The following is a 14,829-nucleotide window of genomic DNA, read 5'->3' on the forward strand; positions in this document are numbered from 1 at the left end:
ATCCGAGCTCAGGCTCGTCAATCCGCGCGACGGCTGGCCGAGCGAGAAGGCGCGTGCGGCCGCCAGCCGTGCCGACCACGTCATCGACGTCACCAGGGTTTTCGACGATCTGGCCTCCGCGGTTGCCGACCTGAACTTCGTCTTTGCCACGACGGCGCGCGAGCGCGACGGCTTCAAGCCGGTGCGCGGTCCCGTGGAAGCGGGCAGGGCGCTCAGGGCGCATGTCGAGGCGGGCGAGCGCACCGGCATCCTGTTCGGCCGTGAGCGCTTCGGCCTCTATAATGACGAGGTCGGGCTCGCCGACGAGATCGTCACCTTTCCGGTCGATCCCGGCTTTTCCTCGCTCAATATCGCCCAGGCGGTGCTTTTGATGTCCTATGAATGGATGAAGTCCGGCCTCGCCGACGAGACCCAAACCAATTTCTCCGGGCCGGAGCTGGTGCCGGCGACCAAGGAGCAGTTGCACAGCCTGTTCGCCTATCTGGAGAATGCGCTGGAAGCGCGCGGTTATTTCCGCCCTGAGGAAAAGAAGCCGAAGATGGTCGACAATCTGCGCGCCGTGCTGACGCGCGCGGGCTTCGCCGAGCCCGAGCTCAAGGTCCTGCGCGGCATCATCTCCTCGCTCGACCGGTTCTCGCCGGCCATGCCGCGCGGCGACGGCTCGCCCGGGGATGATCCAAGACGATTGCCGGCCGGTGCGCGCAGTCGTGTCAAAGACGAAGAAAGTTAAGATCGATAAGCTGTGAGCATTTGAAGTAACCGATTTTTATTCGGTTGTGCCTCATCCTTGCTGCAATAGTGGGGGTGGCACATGTTTACGTCCAATATTGGTCGACTGCGCTTTTTCCTTTACTCTCTCGGTCTTGCCGTTGCCGAAACCGTGGTGATCGTTACCTCCATTGTCAGCACGATTGGTTTCGAAGGGCTGATCAATTCGGGGCCTGGTCCGGCGCGGCAGGGCATGGCGGGCGCCGTCCTCATCGCCTCGCTCATCTTTGTCGCGCTGCGCGGTAATATCGCCTCGCGCCGCACCCGCGATGCCAATGGGCGCCGCTGGATTCTGTGGGCCTACATCGCCCTTTCCGCCGTTTACGCCCTTCTGCAGGCAGGCGTGCTCCTGGTCGTCAAATTCGGCGATCCCGATAGCATTCCCGGCGGGCTGAACCTGCTTGCGCTTTCGATATTCGGCCTCTGGTGCACGATCCTGTGGGCGAAACCCGTCGCGGGCAGCAATATCGATGAATTGACCGATGTTTTCGAGTTCGACGGTCCGCTTCCGTCACCGACACGCACCGCCGCGCCGGCCGCTCCGCGCGCCGCGGCTGCCGCTTCGGCCGCCCGCGTTCCGCCCGCGCCGCAGCCCTTCGGCAGGCCGCGCCCCGCCGGCTTCGGCAAGCGCGGGATATAATTGTGTCTTAGATGGAGCATGATGCCGTCCGAAAACCGCTTCACACTTTTCGGCATCATGCTCGGACGGCTGCGCAAAAGCTGCTCGCATTCGCCTCTTCAAGACCACGATCATTCGCGATAGAAGCGCGGTCGATCCAATCTCGGATCGGATGCTATCTCTTTGTTTGACGCAATTCCGGACGGAAAACCGTTTCACACTTTTCCTGGAATTGCTCTGGCCGCCGGATGACAATGAGCGATCGATCAAGCCAACGCCCGATCCTGATGTTCGATTCCGGTGTCGGTGGGCTGACCGTGCTGCGCGAGGCGCGCGTGCTGATGCCCGACCGCCGCTTCGTCTATGTCGCCGACGACGCGGCTTTTCCTTACGGCGCCTGGGAAGAACCGGCGCTCAAGGATCACATCCTTACGCTGTTCACCAAGCTGCTCGACCGGCTGCGGCCGGCGATCTCCGTCATTGCCTGCAACACCGCATCGACCCTGGTGATCGACGCGCTGCGCGAGAAATTCCCCGGCCATCCGTTCGTGGGCACCGTGCCGGCGATCAAGCCGGCCGCCGAACGCACCCGCTCCGGTCTGGTATCGGTGCTGGCGACGCCCGGCACGGTGAAGCGCCAGTACACGCGCGACCTTATCAGCAAATGGGCGCAAAAATGCCATGTGCGCCTGGTCGGCAGCGACCGGCTGGCCGGACTTGCCGAGATCTATATGCGCCAGGGTTTCGTCGACGAGGAAGCCGTGCGCGCCGAAATCGCGCCCTGCTTCATCGAACGAGACGGCAACCGCACCGACATCGTCGTCCTCGCCTGCACGCATTATCCGTTTCTCGCCAACCGCATGCGCAAGACCGCCCCCTGGCCGGTCGACTGGATCGATCCGGCCGAGGCGATCGCGCGGCGCGCCATGTCGCTGCTCGAACCTGTCGGTGAGACATCGGGCGAGAGCGAGCCCGATCTTGCCGTCTTCACCTCGGGCAAGGTGGATTTCGCTACGCGACGGCTGATCCAGGGCTTTGGATTGACCGCACGCTAGACGGCCGGTTCGAAGACTATGCTGCGCTGATCCGGATCGGCCGAGACCAGCTTCAGCTCGAGATCGTCGCCCTGCCTGAGCCCGGAAGCCTTGACGTTGGCGACGACAGGCATGTCGGCAAGCTGCACGCGCACGCCATGGTCGACGATATCGGTGACGGCGGCCTTGAATGTCTCTCCTTCATGTCCCTTTAGCATGACGGCCTCGGCAAGGTCGATGGCGGCGTGGTTGATCTGCGAAGCGCGGGCGTCCGCGCGCCCCATCACCTTCGGCAATCTGGCGAAGGCATCGGTGACGGCCTGCGGCACGGGTTGGCCATTGGCGATTGCCAGCGCGCAGCGCACGACATAGCGGTCGGCCAGCCGCCGGAGTGGCGCGGTGGCATGCGCGTAGGTCGCGGCCATCGCCTCATGCCAGGGCACGACGCCCTCCTGATAGGGCTGGTAGGACGCGCCATTGCCTGCGCGGCGGATTTCCAGCATCAGCGCCGCCTGTTTCGGATCGGCGGGATCGAGCGTGCGCTGATAGTCGCGCAAGCTGGTGGAGGCAGGCCAGGCAACGCCGAGCGCCTGCGCGGCGCTGCGCAGTCTTTGCACCTTGGAAGCGTCGGGTCCCGACATCACCCGGAACAGCCCGGTCTTGTGCGCCAGCATGGCATCGGCGATCGCTATATTGGCCGCCAGCGAAAGTGCTGCATTGTCCTGCTCGGATTGCAGCAGCGGCCGGAACGAAAGGTGGAACGTGCCGTCGGCGAGCTTTTCCACCTCCTGCTCGGGCGGATCGACACGCGAAGCGCCGCGCCGCTCTTCGTTTGCCGCCATGCGCCGCGACAGTTCCGCGAAGCCGGCCGGAACATCGGCGGCCGTGACGCTGTCATAGGCGAGCTTCGCGCGGCTCTGGATGATTGCCCGCTCCGCGCCATCCAGCTTCACCGCGCCGTCCCCGGCGACCCGGACCGTGAAGACGACTGCAGGGCGCGGTCCGTCGGGCAACAGGCTCGCCGCAGCCTCGGCAAGCACCGGCGGGTAAAGCCCGGCCTTGCCGTCCGGCAGATAAAGCGTCTCACCCCGCGACCAGGCTTCGATATCAATCGCGTCGCCGTCCTCGACGAACCAGGCAACGTCGGCAATGGCATAATGCAGGAGGAGATCGCCGCCGCTGGCCTCGATCGAGAAGGCCTGGTCGAGATCTGTGGAGCTCGCCGGATCGAGCGTGACGAAGGGCATCGCCGTGCGGTCGGCATGCTGCGCGGGCACACGCTTTGCCGCCGCCTGCGCCGCGGCCGTCACCTCCGGCGGAAATCCACCCGGCACGTGGAACTCGGTGCGGATTTTCGCGAGGCCGGTGGAGAGCGCCTGTGCGGGATCGGTCAGCGATTTCATGTCGACGTCCTACACTGGCGTTCCGGAAGCGGGAAGATCGTCAACGAAAATCGCCTGGGAGGGCTGACCGGCTTGCCGATGCCAGCGGTTGGAGCTGCAAGCGTTGGAACTGCCGCGAAGGCGCGGCGTTCTCCTTCTATCTAATTGACGCAATTCCGAACGGAAAGCCGTTTCACACTTTTCCTGGAATTGCTCTCCAGCAAAGGAGAAACCGCCATGCCCGCTACATCGCAAGCCCAGCAAAAGGCCGCCGGCGCAGCCCTTTCCGCCAAGCGCGGCGAGACCAAGAAGAGCGAGCTCAAGGGTGCTTCGCGCGAAATGTATGACTCGATGAGCGAGAAGCAGCTCGAGGAGTTCGCAGAGACCAAGCGCAAGACCTTGCCGGCAAAGAAGTCATAAATCACGATCGGATGAAAAAGCCCGCGGTATTGGCCGCGGGCTTTCTGGATTGGCTCAGGCGCCGGTTTAGCGGCGCCACCAGCAGTGCTTGGTCTTGTAGCGGACGACGTGGCGGTGGCCGTGGCGCCATACGACCTTCTTCTTCCACACGACGCGGCAAACCTGCTTGTGGCCGCTCCAATGCCTGGCCATGGCCGGTTCCGGCGTGATGACCGCCATCGAGCCGGCCAGCAACGCCGCGCCCGTCAGGGTAAGGAAGAACTTCTTCATGGGATTTCGGACTCCTCTGCTCCAGTCATCATGTGAGGGCGTTTGCATCCAAAGACGCTGCACTCCGCCCCCGATGCCGTCGGCGTGCCGCCAGCAACGCATAAAACGCTATAGGGTTGCGGACCGCGCGGCCAGCCACAAGCTTGACAGCGGTTAAATCTGTGTTTAACAGGCCCAGCAACACCGGGTGGCGACGCCCGGTGGTTTCTTTTGACGTGTCCCGTGGGTCTTCCGTCGCTTTGCGTGGAAAACCCTGTCAGGTCTCGAAAACGGAGGCCAGAGGAGGGCGCGTTTCCTTCGCCCGGAGCCATGGGGTTCCGGGTATATTGTTTTGAAAGGGAATGCGATGAGCAAGCGCGAATCCGCGAAATACAAGATCGACCGCCGTCTCGGCGAAAACATCTGGGGCCGCCCGAAGTCCCCGGTCAACAAGCGTGAATACGGCCCCGGCCAGCACGGCCAGCGTCGCAAGGGCAAGCTTTCCGACTTCGGCCTGCAGCTGCGCGCCAAGCAGAAGCTGAAGGGTCACTATGGTGACGTTTCGGAAAAGCAGTTCCGCAAGGTCTATGAAGAGGCCGACCGCCGCAAGGGCGACACCTCCGAGAACCTGATCGGCCTGCTCGAGTCGCGCCTCGACGCGATCGTCTATCGCGCCAAGTTCGTGCCGACCATCTTCGCCGCCCGTCAGTTCGTCAACCACGGCCACGTCAACGTCAACGGCAAGCGCACCAACATCGGTTCGTATCGCTGCAAGCCGGGCGACCTCATTGAGGTGCGCGAGAAGTCGAAGCAGCTCGTGATCGTGCTGGAATCGGTCGCTCTCGCCGAGCGCGACGTGCCGGACTACATCGAAGCCGACCACAACAAGATGACTGCGACCTTCGCTCGCGTTCCGGGCCTGTCGGACGTGCCGTTCGCCGTCCAGATGGAACCGAACCTGGTCGTCGAATTCTACTCGCGCTGATCGAACTCAATCAGCCGCAATATCAAAGGCCGCCCATCGAGGCGGCCTTTTCTTTATCGGCCGCGTCCGTTAAGCCGGGCGGCAACCGGACCGATGGGCATCAGCGCCATGAATATGCTGCCAGATACCAAATCGCTTGACGTGAAATCCCTGGAACCGATGAGCGACGATACCGAAGGCGGCTTCCATCCGCTGTTTGCCGACGTGCCGTCCTCGGTCGAGTTCAACAAGCTGCGCAAGCGGCTGCTCAGGCTGACGCGCCAGGCGATCGAGGATTTCGCCATGGTGAAGCCCGGCGAACGCTGGCTGGTGGCGCTTTCTGGTGGCAAGGATTCCTACGGCCTGCTGGCGCTTTTGCTCGACCTCAAATGGCGTGGGCTTCTGCCGGTCGAACTGCTCGCCTGCAATCTCGACCAGGGCCAGCCGAATTTTCCAAAACACGTCCTGCCAGACTATCTCAACGCCAACGGCATCGCTCACCGCATCGAATACCAGGACACCTATTCGGTGGTGACGGACAAGCTGCCCGAGGGCAGCACCTATTGCTCGCTCTGCTCGCGGCTCAGGCGCGGCCATCTCTACCGGATCGCGCGCGAGGAGGGGTGTTCGGCGCTGGTGCTCGGCCACCACCGCGAGGACATCCTCGAGACCTTCTTCATGAACCTGTTCCACGGCGGGCGTCTCGCCGCCATGCCGCCGAAGCTTCTCAATGACGAGGGCGACGTCATGGTGCTGCGGCCGCTCGCCTACAGCGCGGAGGCGGATCTCGAAAAATTCGCCAACGCGATGAAATTCCCGATCATCCCGTGCGACCTCTGCGGCAGCCAGGAAGGGCTTCAGCGCAACGCCATGAAGGCGATGCTCGATGATATCGAGAAGCGCATGCCGGGCCGCAAGGACACGATGATCCGCGCCATGACCAATGTTCGGCCCTCGCATCTGTTGGACAGGAAGCTGTTCGACTTCGCGGGGCTCGGCACGAACCCAGGACAAGACATTTCCGATGCGATTTGACGATAAAGCGATCGACTGGCTGGCCGAGCTTCTCGCCGACGCGGCAAAGGCCGAAATCATGCCGCGCTTCCGCCGGCTGGGCGAGGGCGACGTCCGCCAGAAGACGTCCGCCGCCGACCTCGTCACCGAGGCGGACGTCAACGCCGAGAGGCTGATCACCGCCCGGCTGCGCGAGCGCTATCCCGACGCCATGGTGGTCGGCGAGGAAGCCTGCTCCGATAATCCGGCGCTGCTATCTGGCCTTGGCGATGCCGCGCTTGCCTTTGTCATCGATCCGGTCGATGGTACTTTCAATTTCGCTTCCGGCGTGCCGCTGTTCGGTGTCATGGCCGGCGTCGTCGTCAATGGCGAGACCGTCGCCGGCATCATCCACGACCCGGTCGGCAAGGACTGGCTGATCGGCACCAAGGGCGCCGGCAGCCATATCCGCCACGCGCATGGCGCGCTGGAGAAGGTACGCGTCGCGGCGCCGGTGCCGATGTCGCAGATGACCGGCGCCGTTTCCTGGCAGTTTCTCACGGAGCCTGAACGCTCGCGGCTTGCCCGCAACCAGACCAAGACGCTGTCGCAGTTCGCCTATCGCTGCGCGGCGCATGAATACCGGCTTTTAGCCAGCGGCCACGCCCATTTCGTGCTCTACAACAAGCTGATGCCCTGGGATCATCTGGCGGGCGCGCTGATCCACCAGGAAGCCGGCGGCCATGTCGCGCGCGTCGACGGCAGCGCCTACCTGCCGTCGCATGTCGATGGTGGTCTGCTGGTCGCGCCGGACAAGCAAAGCTGGGACGAGTTGCGTCGCGAGCTCTGGGCGGAATAGGATCGGTTGCGCCGGCCCCGCTTGGCCGCCCTTCCTTGAGTAGCCGAAGATGACAATGAGCTTCCGGTTCGCTGTGGCTGCTTTTGCCTTGGCTGCCACCGTGAACGCAAGTTGCGCGCAGGATCGCGCCTGCGGCAGTCGCGATCCTGTCAACTCCATAGTGGAAATGTCGGCCGCCATTTATGCCTGCTGGCAACCGCCGCGCGGTACAACCGGCATGTCGCTGACCTTACGGTTCTCGCTTCGCCGGGACGGGACGCTTTTCGGCAAGCCGCACGCCACCTTCTCCGATTTGGGGCCGGACGACAGGCTGAACAGGGCTTTCGTCGCTTCGGTGCTCGAGGCCCTTGGCAAGGCCCTGCCATTGCCATTTACCGAAAGCATGGGCGGCGCGATCGCAGGTCGCATCCTTTCGCCGCGCTTCACGGCGACGCAGGAACGCAAGTCCTGAGCGCTTCTCAGACCGGGGGGTTGTGCGGCTGGAACAGCCGCCCGCCTTCGGCGACAAGGATCATCAGCAAGGCCGCGACCGAGACGCTGCAGAAGCCCGCGGCCAGCGGTGTCACCGTGCCGTTATAGGCCTGGCCGATCAGCGTGCCGAGGATGCCGCCGAGAAAGGTCTGCATGAAGCCGAGGATGGACGACGCGGTGCCGGCGAGCTCGCCGAGCGGCTCCATGGCAAGCGCGTTGAAATTCGCGCCAAGACAGCCGAACGGCAACATAGCGCCGGCAAAGAAGGTGATGAACAGCCAGAGCGGCATTTGCATCTCCAGCGAGACGACGAGCCATATCAGGCTGATCGCGAGGAACAGCAGCAGCGCGCTTTGCGACAGGCGACGCATGCCGACCCGCCCGACAAGCCGTGCGTTGAGGAAATTCGAGAAGGCGAGCACGCCGGCGACGCCGGCGAAGATCAGCGGGAACAGCTCGCCGACATGGAAGACATCGAGATAGATCTGCTGGGCCGAATTGATGAAGCCAAACATGGCGCCGAAGATGAAGGTGCTGGCAAAGGCATAGGAGACCGCGACACGGTTGGTGAGCACGATGCGGAAGCCCCCGACGACCGCATTGACGGTCAGCGGCCGGCGGTATTCCGGATGCAGCGTCTCCGGCAGGCGCAGCAGCGACCATGCCGAAACGATCAGCGCGCCGATGGCCATGGTGACGAAGATCCAGTGCCAGGTGGCGAACAGCATGATGAACTGGCCGATGCCGGGCGCGACGACCGGGATCGCCATGAACACCATGAAGATCAGCGACATCACCTCGGCCATGCGGCGACCTTCGAAGGTATCGCGCACGATGGAGACGGCGATGACGCGGGTCGCGGCGGCCCCGATACCTTGCACGACACGGCAGGTGAGCAGGATGGCGAAGGTGGGCGCCACAGCGGCGGCGGCAACCGCGGCGACATAGATGATCAGGCCGGCGACCAGCGGCGCGCGGCGGCCGAACCGATCCGAGATCGGCCCGAAGAAGAGCTGCCCGGTCCCGAAGCCAAGAATATAAGCAGTGATGACATATTGCCGGTGGTTTTCGTTTTCGACGCCGAGCGAGGCGCCGATCTGCTGCAGCGCCGGCAGCATGATGTCGATGGCCAAGGAGTTGAGCGCCATCAGCGCCGCGCATAGCGCAATGAATTCCCAGCGCGGAATAGGCAAGCTGCTTGCCCGTTGCGACGCTTCTACCTGCTTGTCCACGGCAAAGTCCGATCTTTCAAACGAACAAGCGCCGGCTGACCGGCGCGCTGGTTCGTCTCATCCCCGAGATGCGGGTTTAAAAAATTGCCGAGGTGGGGGCGACCCCGGGCGATGCTTGCCGGCAGGAGGGTTAGCCTCCGCGCCGGCGAGCGAAAAATTGAATCAGGCCGCGCCTTTGACGCTGACGCCCTTTTCGACCAGGAAGTCCTGCAACTCGCCGGCCTGGAACATTTCGCGCACGATGTCGCAACCGCCGACGAATTCGCCCTTCACATAGAGCTGCGGGATGGTCGGCCAGTTGGAATAGTCCTTGATGCCCTGGCGCAATTCGGCCGAGTCGAGCACGTTCACGCCCTTGTAGTCGGCCCCGATATAATCGAGGATCTGCACCACCTGGCCGGAGAAGCCGCATTGCGGAAAGCCGGGCGTGCCCTTCATGAAGAGCACGACGTCGTTGCTCTTCACTTCATTGTCGATGTAGTCGCTGATGCCGGTCATGGACAATCCTTTCACGCCTGTGGGAGTCAGGCTCGAAGCATGTCCTTCAAATAAACCCATAGGGTGGCTGAAACAAGACGTTAGCCGCGACGCCACTCCAATGGCGCAAGGGATAACGCGATTTTGGGCCAAGGCTAGAACGGCTCACCGTACCAAGGAAACGCCGAACCGCTCTATCTCTTTGTTTTACGCAATTCCGGACGGAAAACCGTTACACACTTTTCCTGGAATTGCTCTGAGTGGCGATAGCGCTCAGTCGGGGACGGCGGTCTGCAGCGCCAGCGCATGCAGCACGCCGCCCATATTGCCCTTCAGCGCGTCATAGACCATCTGGTGCTGCTGGACACGGCTCTTGCCCCGAAAACTCTCGGCCACCACTTCGGCCGCATAATGGTCGCCGTCGCCGGCCAGGTCGCGGATCGTCACCCTGGCGTCCGGAATGCCTTCCTTGATCAGTTTTTCGATGTCGTGGGCATCCATTGCCATGGCAAAATCCTGTTTCAAGCGGGCAGGTGTGTGTGACTCGGGGGAGCCTAAAGCCTTTCCAGCCCGGATTGAAGCCGTTCCGTCGGGTGATGAGGCCTAGGGATTATCCTGGCTCGGATGAACCACGCCATCTTCGGTGATGTCATCGCGCGTCGAATAGGCGCGGCCGAGGCTGAAGACCCGCACGTAGAGCGGGATGTTGATCAACAGGATGACGATCGGAAGATAGCTCGTCATCTGCCATGCGGTTGAGAAGAAGGGCCGGCCGTAACCGTCGCAGGTCAAGGACGAGCCATATTCCCAAACCGCTCCGATAAGTGCGGCGACGGCGAAGAGCTTGATGCAGGTCGCGATATGCCTTGCTCGCGCCGGCTCAGGAGAAAGCCTGCTCCAGAGCACGAGGCAGGCGATCGGAACCGCGTAGATCAGGTTCTGTATGACGAGCATCGGCAGCGTGCCGTTTGCTGCGGCAAGGAATTGCGCGCGGGTTTCCAGCAGCGGACAGACCTCGCTCGAGGTCGTCGACAGCAGGAACAGGACGAACGGTCCGAGAAACCAGAAGAAGAACAGGGACGGCCAGAAGACGACTGCGATCAGCGCCTTCGAGGTTAAATCATGTCGCGTAAAAAAGGATTTATGCGACATGAATTAAGTCTTTTGTCGTAAGCATGTCTTTTTCCCGAAACCGCTGCACACTTTCGGGAGACATGCTTCAAGCCTGGTCAACTGGCCTGATCCATGAAGCGTGGGAACCAGCCCTCATGGGCGGCGGTCAAGTCGCTCACCGCAATCGCGCGCGCTTCGCCGAGCTTCAGTGTCTTGCCGCCCGTCGTGCCGATCCAGGGCGCGAAGATGCCGAGCATGCCCTGTTCCTCGCGGATCCTGTCCCATTCGCCGCTTTGTGGGTCGATCGACAGCGTCAGCAGATAACGACCCTGATCCTCGCCGAACCAGACCGGGATCTGGTCGGTTCCGCTGAGCCCGGGAATGGTGGCGCCGATGCCGGAGGCCATCGCCATTTCGGCGAGTGCCACGGCAAGGCCGCCGTCGGAGACGTCATGCGCGGCCGTCACGATGCCGGACGCGATGAGCGCGCGCACATGGTCGCCGACGCGCTTCTCATGGTCGAGGTCGACCGGCGGCGGCGGACCGTCGGCGCGGCCATGGATGTCGCGCATATAGACGGACTGGCCGAGATGGCTGCCCCAGCTCGGCGGCGCGCCGACCAGCACGATCATCTGGCCTTCGGCGGCAAAGCCGATGCGCGCCATCTTCGACCAGTCGGCGATGAGGCCGACGCCGCCGATGGTCGGCGTCGGCAGGATACCGCGCCCATTGGTCTCGTTGTAGAGCGACACATTGCCGGAGACGATCGGGAAGCCGAGCGCGCGGCAGGCATCGCCGATGCCCTTAACGGCGCCGACGAACTGGCCCATGATCTCGGGCCGCTCCGGATTGCCGAAATTGAGGTTGTCGGTAGCGGCGAGCGGCAAGGCGCCGGTGGCGGTGAGGTTGCGCCAGCATTCGGCCACGGCCTGCTTGCCGCCCTCGTAAGGGTCGGCCTCGCAGTAGCGCGGCGTGACGTCGGAGGAGAAGGCGAGCGCCTTGGTCGGATGGCCTTCGACGCGCACCACGCCGGCATCGCCGCCCGGAAGCTGCAGCGAATTGCCCTGGATCAGCGTGTCGTACTGCTCCCACACCCAGCGGCGCGAGGAGAGGTCCGGACCGCCGAGCATCTTGAGCAACGCGTCGGCGACATCGGCCTTCGGCGCATCGTTCGCGGCAAGCGGCGCCGGCTTCTTCGCCTCGACCCAGGGGCGGTCATATTCCGGCGCCTGGTCGCCCAACTCCTTGATCGGCAAGTTGGCGACCTCGTCACCCTGGTGGATGACGCGGAAACGAAGATCGTCGGTGGTCTTGCCGACGATGGCGAAGTCGAGCCCCCATTTGCGGAAGATCGCCTCGGCTTCCTCTTCCTTCTCGGGGCGCAGCACCATCAGCATGCGCTCCTGGCTTTCCGACAGCATCATCTCATAGGCGCTCATGCGCTCCTCGCGCACCGGCACCTTGTCGAGGTCGAGCTCGATGCCGAGGTCGCCCTTGGCGCCCATCTCGACGGCCGAGCAGGTGAGGCCGGCGGCGCCCATGTCCTGGATGGCGATGACCGCGCCCGACGCCATCAGCTCGAGGCAGGCTTCCAGCAGGCATTTTTCGGTGAAGGGGTCGCCGACCTGCACGGTCGGGCGCTTCTCCTCGATCTTGTCGTCGAATTCGGCCGAGGCCATGGTGGCGCCGCCGACGCCGTCTCGCCCGGTCTTGGCGCCGAGATAGACGACCGGCAGGCCGACGCCCTTGGCTTCCGACAGGAAGATGGCATCGGTCTTGGCAAGGCCCGCCGCAAAGGCGTTGACCAGGATGTTGCCGTTGTAGCGGGCGTCGAAATTGACTTCGCCGCCCACCGTCGGCACGCCGAAAGCGTTGCCATAGCCGCCGACGCCGGAAACCACGCCGGCCACGAGATGCCGGGTCTTGGGATGGTCCGGCGCGCCGAAGCGCAGCGCGTTCATCGCCGCAACCGGCCTGGCGCCCATGGTGAAGACGTCGCGCAGGATGCCGCCGACCCCGGTCGCCGCGCCCTGATAGGGCTCGATGTAGGAGGGGTGGTTGTGGCTCTCCATCTTGAAGACGACGCAGTCGCCGTCGCCGATGTCGACCACGCCGGCATTCTCGCCTGGACCCTGGATGACCTGCGGGCCGCTGGTCGGCAGCGTGCGCAGCCATTTCTTGGAGGACTTGTAGGAGCAGTGCTCATTCCACATCGCCGAGAAGATGCCGAGCTCGGTGAAGCTGGGCTCGCGGCCGACCAGACCGAGGATGCGCTGGTATTCGTCGGGCTTCAGCCCATGCGCGGCAACAAGCTCGGGGGTGATCGGCACGGAATTGGAAATGGTCATGAGCGGCGATTTTTGTCCGTGGGAGAGGGGAGTTTCTTTGAGTCTCCTCTTATCGCAAGCTTTGGCGCGATACACCCCCACCGGATGACGAAAACGCCGGAAAACGGCCTCTGTCAGTGATGCTTGAGGTCTGGGGCTTGCCGGCTTGATCAGGAAAAACTGTCGTAGCCGGCACGGCCTTCGTCGAGCAGGCGGCGGATGACGGCGACGCCGCCGGCGACATCCTTGCTTTGCCGCGGCTGCGACACGCCAAAGCGCACGCCGTGAAAGACCTGCTCGGAACGGCCGGCCTTGAACTCGTCCTCATCGTCGATGAGCACGCCTTGCGCCAGACAGGCGTTCTTGAAGGTGCCGGACAGCCACGGGTCCGGCAAGCTCAGCCAGAGGAAGGGCACGTTGTCCCTTGCCTTGATGTCGAATCCCGCCAGCACGTCGCGCACTATGGCGAGGCGCGCCTGGATTTCGGCAATGCAGCGTTTACGGATCTCGTCCGCCTGGCCCGACATCACCAGCCTCGTGCCGACTTCGGCGAGAAGGAAAGGCAGGCCACCGGTCATCATCTTATGCGCGACACGGATGCGATGGCGATAGGCCGGCGGGCAGGAGAGCCAGCCGCCACGCACGCCGGCGGCGACCGATTTGGACAGGCCGCCGGCGACGATCGTGCGCTCCGGCGCATATTCGGCCAGCAGCGGCGTCGGATCGTCGGTGAGTTCGCCATAGAGATCGTCCTCGATCAGCGCGACATTGTACTCGCGCGCGATCCGCGCGATCGCCTGCCGCCGCTCCGCCGACAACGTCACCAGCGTCGGGTTCTTCGCGGTCGGCATCAGGAACATCACCTTTGGATGTTTCTGCGCGCAGACGCGCTCGAAATCATCCGGGTCGATGCCATCGTCGTCGGTCGAGACCAGCGCCGTGCGGCGGCCGATCAGCCCGGCGCTGCGCGCGATCTGCGAATAGGTGAGATGCTCGAAGACCACGTAGTCGCCGGGCATGGTCAGCGCCGCGATCGCGGCCATGACAGCGGCGTGGGTGCCCAGCGTCGGAACGATCGAATCGGGTGAGGGGCGGAAGGAGTTGCGCGCCAGCCAGCGGCTGCCGGCCTCGTACCAGCGTTCGGGGAAATCACGCGTGTAGCTCGAAATGTCGTGCGGGTGTTCCTGCGCCGTGCGCGACAGCATGTCGGCAATCACCGCGCCCTGGCCGACATCGGGCGCGGCGGTGCTGTCGAAACGCAACTTGCCGCTCGGCGCGTCGATGAAGCGCGTGCCTTGCAAGCCTGGCTCGACTTCGGGTTTCGGGGTTTCGGCATGCTGGCCGAGCACATAGGTGCCGCGACCGACCTCGCCGTTCACCAGACCGCGTTCGCGCAGCAACTGATAGGCCCTGCCGATGGTGCCGACGGTCGTGCCGATGTCATAGGCGAGGTCGCGCTGCGGCGGCAGCTTTGCACCGGCATCGATGACGCCCTTGTCGATATCTGACTCAATGCTGTCAGCAAGACGCTGATAGAGCGGACCGGAGCCGGAAGAGAGGTCAGGGAGCCAATTTGTCATGGTGACAATTTTCTATATTGCACCGCGTAATGAGTCAATCCATACCGAGCCCGCGATTGATAAGGTACAATCGAGACAAGGCAGAACGACAATGGATACAATCGACACAATCCGCTGCGCCGGCCCGGCGTTCCGCACGCAAACCGATCTCCAGAGCCGCCCCGGCTTCGTCGGTCGCCTGGTATTTGTGCTTCGTTCCGTCGCCAAGCAAATCGATCATATGCTGGAGCGCCGGCGCGGCCGCCTTGCGCTGCTGGAGATGACGGACGATCAGTTGAAGGATATCGGCCTCTCGCGCTGCGATGCCCATCGCGAAGGCATCCGGGCGTTCTGGGAGTGAT

The 14,829-nt window shown here is 63.5% G+C and carries 17 protein-coding genes; 9 read left to right on the forward strand and 8 right to left on the reverse strand.

Annotation, left to right across the window (positions count from 1 at the left end; genetic code table 11):
• The 3 genes from FJ471_RS20060 to murI form a co-directional block, all read left to right on the forward strand.
• The coding region (locus tag FJ471_RS20060; protein WP_140806124.1) for an RNA methyltransferase at positions 1 to 730 on the forward strand (730 nt) is incomplete at its 5' end.
• A 153-nt stretch (positions 731 to 883) separates the two neighbouring features.
• Entirely contained in the window at positions 884 to 1,408 is a 525-nt protein-coding gene (locus FJ471_RS20065; RefSeq protein ID WP_181179598.1) for a hypothetical protein, read from the forward strand.
• Between the two features lie 233 nt (positions 1,409 to 1,641).
• Entirely contained in the window at positions 1,642 to 2,442 is an 801-nt protein-coding gene (gene murI / locus FJ471_RS20070) for a glutamate racemase (RefSeq protein ID WP_140806128.1), read from the forward strand.
• Here the strand turns inward: murI and FJ471_RS20075 are convergent.
• Positions 2,439 to 3,824, reverse strand: coding sequence for an RNB domain-containing ribonuclease (locus tag FJ471_RS20075; protein WP_140806130.1), 1,386 nt, complete (start codon positions 3,822 to 3,824; stop codon positions 2,439 to 2,441). The genes murI and FJ471_RS20075 overlap by 4 nt on opposite strands.
• A gap of 216 nt (positions 3,825 to 4,040) precedes the next feature.
• Here FJ471_RS20075 and FJ471_RS20080 point away from each other — a divergent pair, with 216 nt between their 5' ends.
• The gene (locus FJ471_RS20080) at positions 4,041 to 4,223 is read left to right on the forward strand and encodes a DUF3008 family protein (protein WP_140806132.1); all 183 of its coding nucleotides are present in this window, start codon (positions 4,041 to 4,043) and stop codon (positions 4,221 to 4,223) included.
• Positions 4,224 to 4,289: 66 nt separating this feature from the next.
• Here FJ471_RS20080 and FJ471_RS20085 read toward each other — a convergent pair whose 3' ends face one another.
• Positions 4,290 to 4,493: a hypothetical protein gene (locus FJ471_RS20085; protein WP_140806134.1), complete on the reverse strand. Its 204-nt coding sequence runs from the start codon at positions 4,491 to 4,493 to the stop codon at positions 4,290 to 4,292.
• 346 nt (positions 4,494 to 4,839) lie between these two features.
• Between FJ471_RS20085 and rpsD the strand changes: the two genes are divergently transcribed.
• The 4 genes from rpsD (at position 4,840) to FJ471_RS20105 (ending at position 7,739) form a co-directional block, all read left to right on the forward strand.
• Entirely contained in the window at positions 4,840 to 5,457 is a 618-nt protein-coding gene (gene rpsD, locus FJ471_RS20090) for a 30S ribosomal protein S4 (protein ID WP_140806136.1), read from the forward strand.
• Between the two features lie 159 nt (positions 5,458 to 5,616).
• Complete coding sequence (gene ttcA / locus FJ471_RS20095; RefSeq protein ID WP_181179601.1) at positions 5,617 to 6,471, forward strand: tRNA 2-thiocytidine(32) synthetase TtcA; 855 nt, start codon at positions 5,617 to 5,619, stop codon at positions 6,469 to 6,471.
• Positions 6,461 to 7,288, forward strand: a complete 828-nt coding sequence (locus tag FJ471_RS20100) for an inositol monophosphatase family protein (RefSeq protein ID WP_140806140.1) — start codon at positions 6,461 to 6,463, stop codon at positions 7,286 to 7,288. Before ttcA ends, FJ471_RS20100 begins: the two co-directional genes overlap by 11 nt.
• Positions 7,289 to 7,343: 55 nt before the next feature.
• A complete protein-coding gene (locus FJ471_RS20105) occupies positions 7,344 to 7,739 on the forward strand; it encodes a hypothetical protein (protein ID WP_140806142.1) in 396 nt (131 codons plus the stop codon).
• 7 nt (positions 7,740 to 7,746) lie between these two features.
• Here the strand turns inward: FJ471_RS20105 and FJ471_RS20110 are convergent, their stop codons facing one another.
• The 6 genes from FJ471_RS20110 to FJ471_RS20135 all read right to left on the reverse strand — a co-directional run bounded on the left by FJ471_RS20110 (position 7,747) and on the right by FJ471_RS20135 (position 14,488).
• On the reverse strand, positions 7,747 to 8,991 hold the full coding sequence (locus FJ471_RS20110) for a multidrug effflux MFS transporter (RefSeq protein WP_140806144.1): 1,245 nt from the start codon (positions 8,989 to 8,991) through the stop codon (positions 7,747 to 7,749).
• A 162-nt stretch (positions 8,992 to 9,153) separates the two neighbouring features.
• Positions 9,154 to 9,489 (reverse strand): Grx4 family monothiol glutaredoxin, encoded by a 336-nt coding sequence (gene grxD / locus FJ471_RS20115; protein ID WP_040981263.1) that lies wholly within the window; start codon positions 9,487 to 9,489, stop codon positions 9,154 to 9,156.
• Between the two features lie 252 nt (positions 9,490 to 9,741).
• Positions 9,742 to 9,975, reverse strand: a complete 234-nt coding sequence (locus FJ471_RS20120; RefSeq protein ID WP_140806145.1) for a BolA family transcriptional regulator — start codon at positions 9,973 to 9,975, stop codon at positions 9,742 to 9,744.
• Between the two features lie 96 nt (positions 9,976 to 10,071).
• A complete protein-coding gene (locus FJ471_RS20125) occupies positions 10,072 to 10,620 on the reverse strand; it encodes a hypothetical protein (protein WP_140806146.1) in 549 nt (182 codons plus the stop codon).
• A gap of 77 nt (positions 10,621 to 10,697) precedes the next feature.
• Positions 10,698 to 12,929, reverse strand: a complete 2,232-nt coding sequence (gene purL, locus FJ471_RS20130; protein WP_140806148.1) for a phosphoribosylformylglycinamidine synthase subunit PurL — start codon at positions 12,927 to 12,929, stop codon at positions 10,698 to 10,700.
• Positions 12,930 to 13,078: 149 nt separating this feature from the next.
• The gene (locus FJ471_RS20135; protein ID WP_140806150.1) at positions 13,079 to 14,488 is read right to left on the reverse strand and encodes a PLP-dependent aminotransferase family protein; all 1,410 of its coding nucleotides are present in this window, start codon (positions 14,486 to 14,488) and stop codon (positions 13,079 to 13,081) included.
• A 91-nt stretch (positions 14,489 to 14,579) separates the two neighbouring features.
• Here FJ471_RS20135 and FJ471_RS20140 point away from each other — a divergent pair, with 91 nt between their 5' ends.
• Positions 14,580 to 14,828: a DUF1127 domain-containing protein gene (locus FJ471_RS20140; protein ID WP_140806309.1), complete on the forward strand. Its 249-nt coding sequence runs from the start codon at positions 14,580 to 14,582 to the stop codon at positions 14,826 to 14,828.
• Position 14,829: the final 1 nt, after the last annotated feature.

This window comes from Mesorhizobium sp. B2-7-1 (assembly GCF_006440735.1).
Classification (GTDB): Bacteria; Pseudomonadota; Alphaproteobacteria; order Rhizobiales; family Rhizobiaceae; genus Mesorhizobium.

Bases quoted from the DNA above. Each gene is read 5' to 3' on its own strand.
- FJ471_RS20075 (WP_140806130.1), bottom strand. From the start codon at position 3,824: ATGAAATCGCTGACCGATCCCGCACAGGCGCTCTCCACCGGCCTCGCG.
- FJ471_RS20135 (WP_140806150.1), bottom strand. From the start codon at position 14,488: ATGACAAATTGGCTCCCTGACCTCTCTTCCGGCTCCGGTCCGCTCTAT.
- FJ471_RS20085 (WP_140806134.1), bottom strand. From the start codon at position 4,493: ATGAAGAAGTTCTTCCTTACCCTGACGGGCGCGGCGTTGCTGGCCGGC.
- FJ471_RS20080 (WP_140806132.1), top strand. From the start codon at position 4,041: ATGCCCGCTACATCGCAAGCCCAGCAAAAGGCCGCCGGCGCAGCCCTT.
- rpsD (WP_140806136.1), top strand. From the start codon at position 4,840: ATGAGCAAGCGCGAATCCGCGAAATACAAGATCGACCGCCGTCTCGGC.
- murI (WP_140806128.1), top strand. From the start codon at position 1,642: ATGAGCGATCGATCAAGCCAACGCCCGATCCTGATGTTCGATTCCGGT.
- FJ471_RS20125 (WP_140806146.1), bottom strand. From the start codon at position 10,620: ATGTCGCATAAATCCTTTTTTACGCGACATGATTTAACCTCGAAGGCG.
- FJ471_RS20100 (WP_140806140.1), top strand. From the start codon at position 6,461: ATGCGATTTGACGATAAAGCGATCGACTGGCTGGCCGAGCTTCTCGCC.
- FJ471_RS20105 (WP_140806142.1), top strand. From the start codon at position 7,344: ATGAGCTTCCGGTTCGCTGTGGCTGCTTTTGCCTTGGCTGCCACCGTG.
- purL (WP_140806148.1), bottom strand. From the start codon at position 12,929: ATGACCATTTCCAATTCCGTGCCGATCACCCCCGAGCTTGTTGCCGCG.
- grxD (WP_040981263.1), bottom strand. From the start codon at position 9,489: ATGACCGGCATCAGCGACTACATCGACAATGAAGTGAAGAGCAACGAC.
- ttcA (WP_181179601.1), top strand. From the start codon at position 5,617: ATGAGCGACGATACCGAAGGCGGCTTCCATCCGCTGTTTGCCGACGTG.
- FJ471_RS20140 (WP_140806309.1), top strand. From the start codon at position 14,580: ATGGATACAATCGACACAATCCGCTGCGCCGGCCCGGCGTTCCGCACG.
- FJ471_RS20120 (WP_140806145.1), bottom strand. From the start codon at position 9,975: ATGGCAATGGATGCCCACGACATCGAAAAACTGATCAAGGAAGGCATT.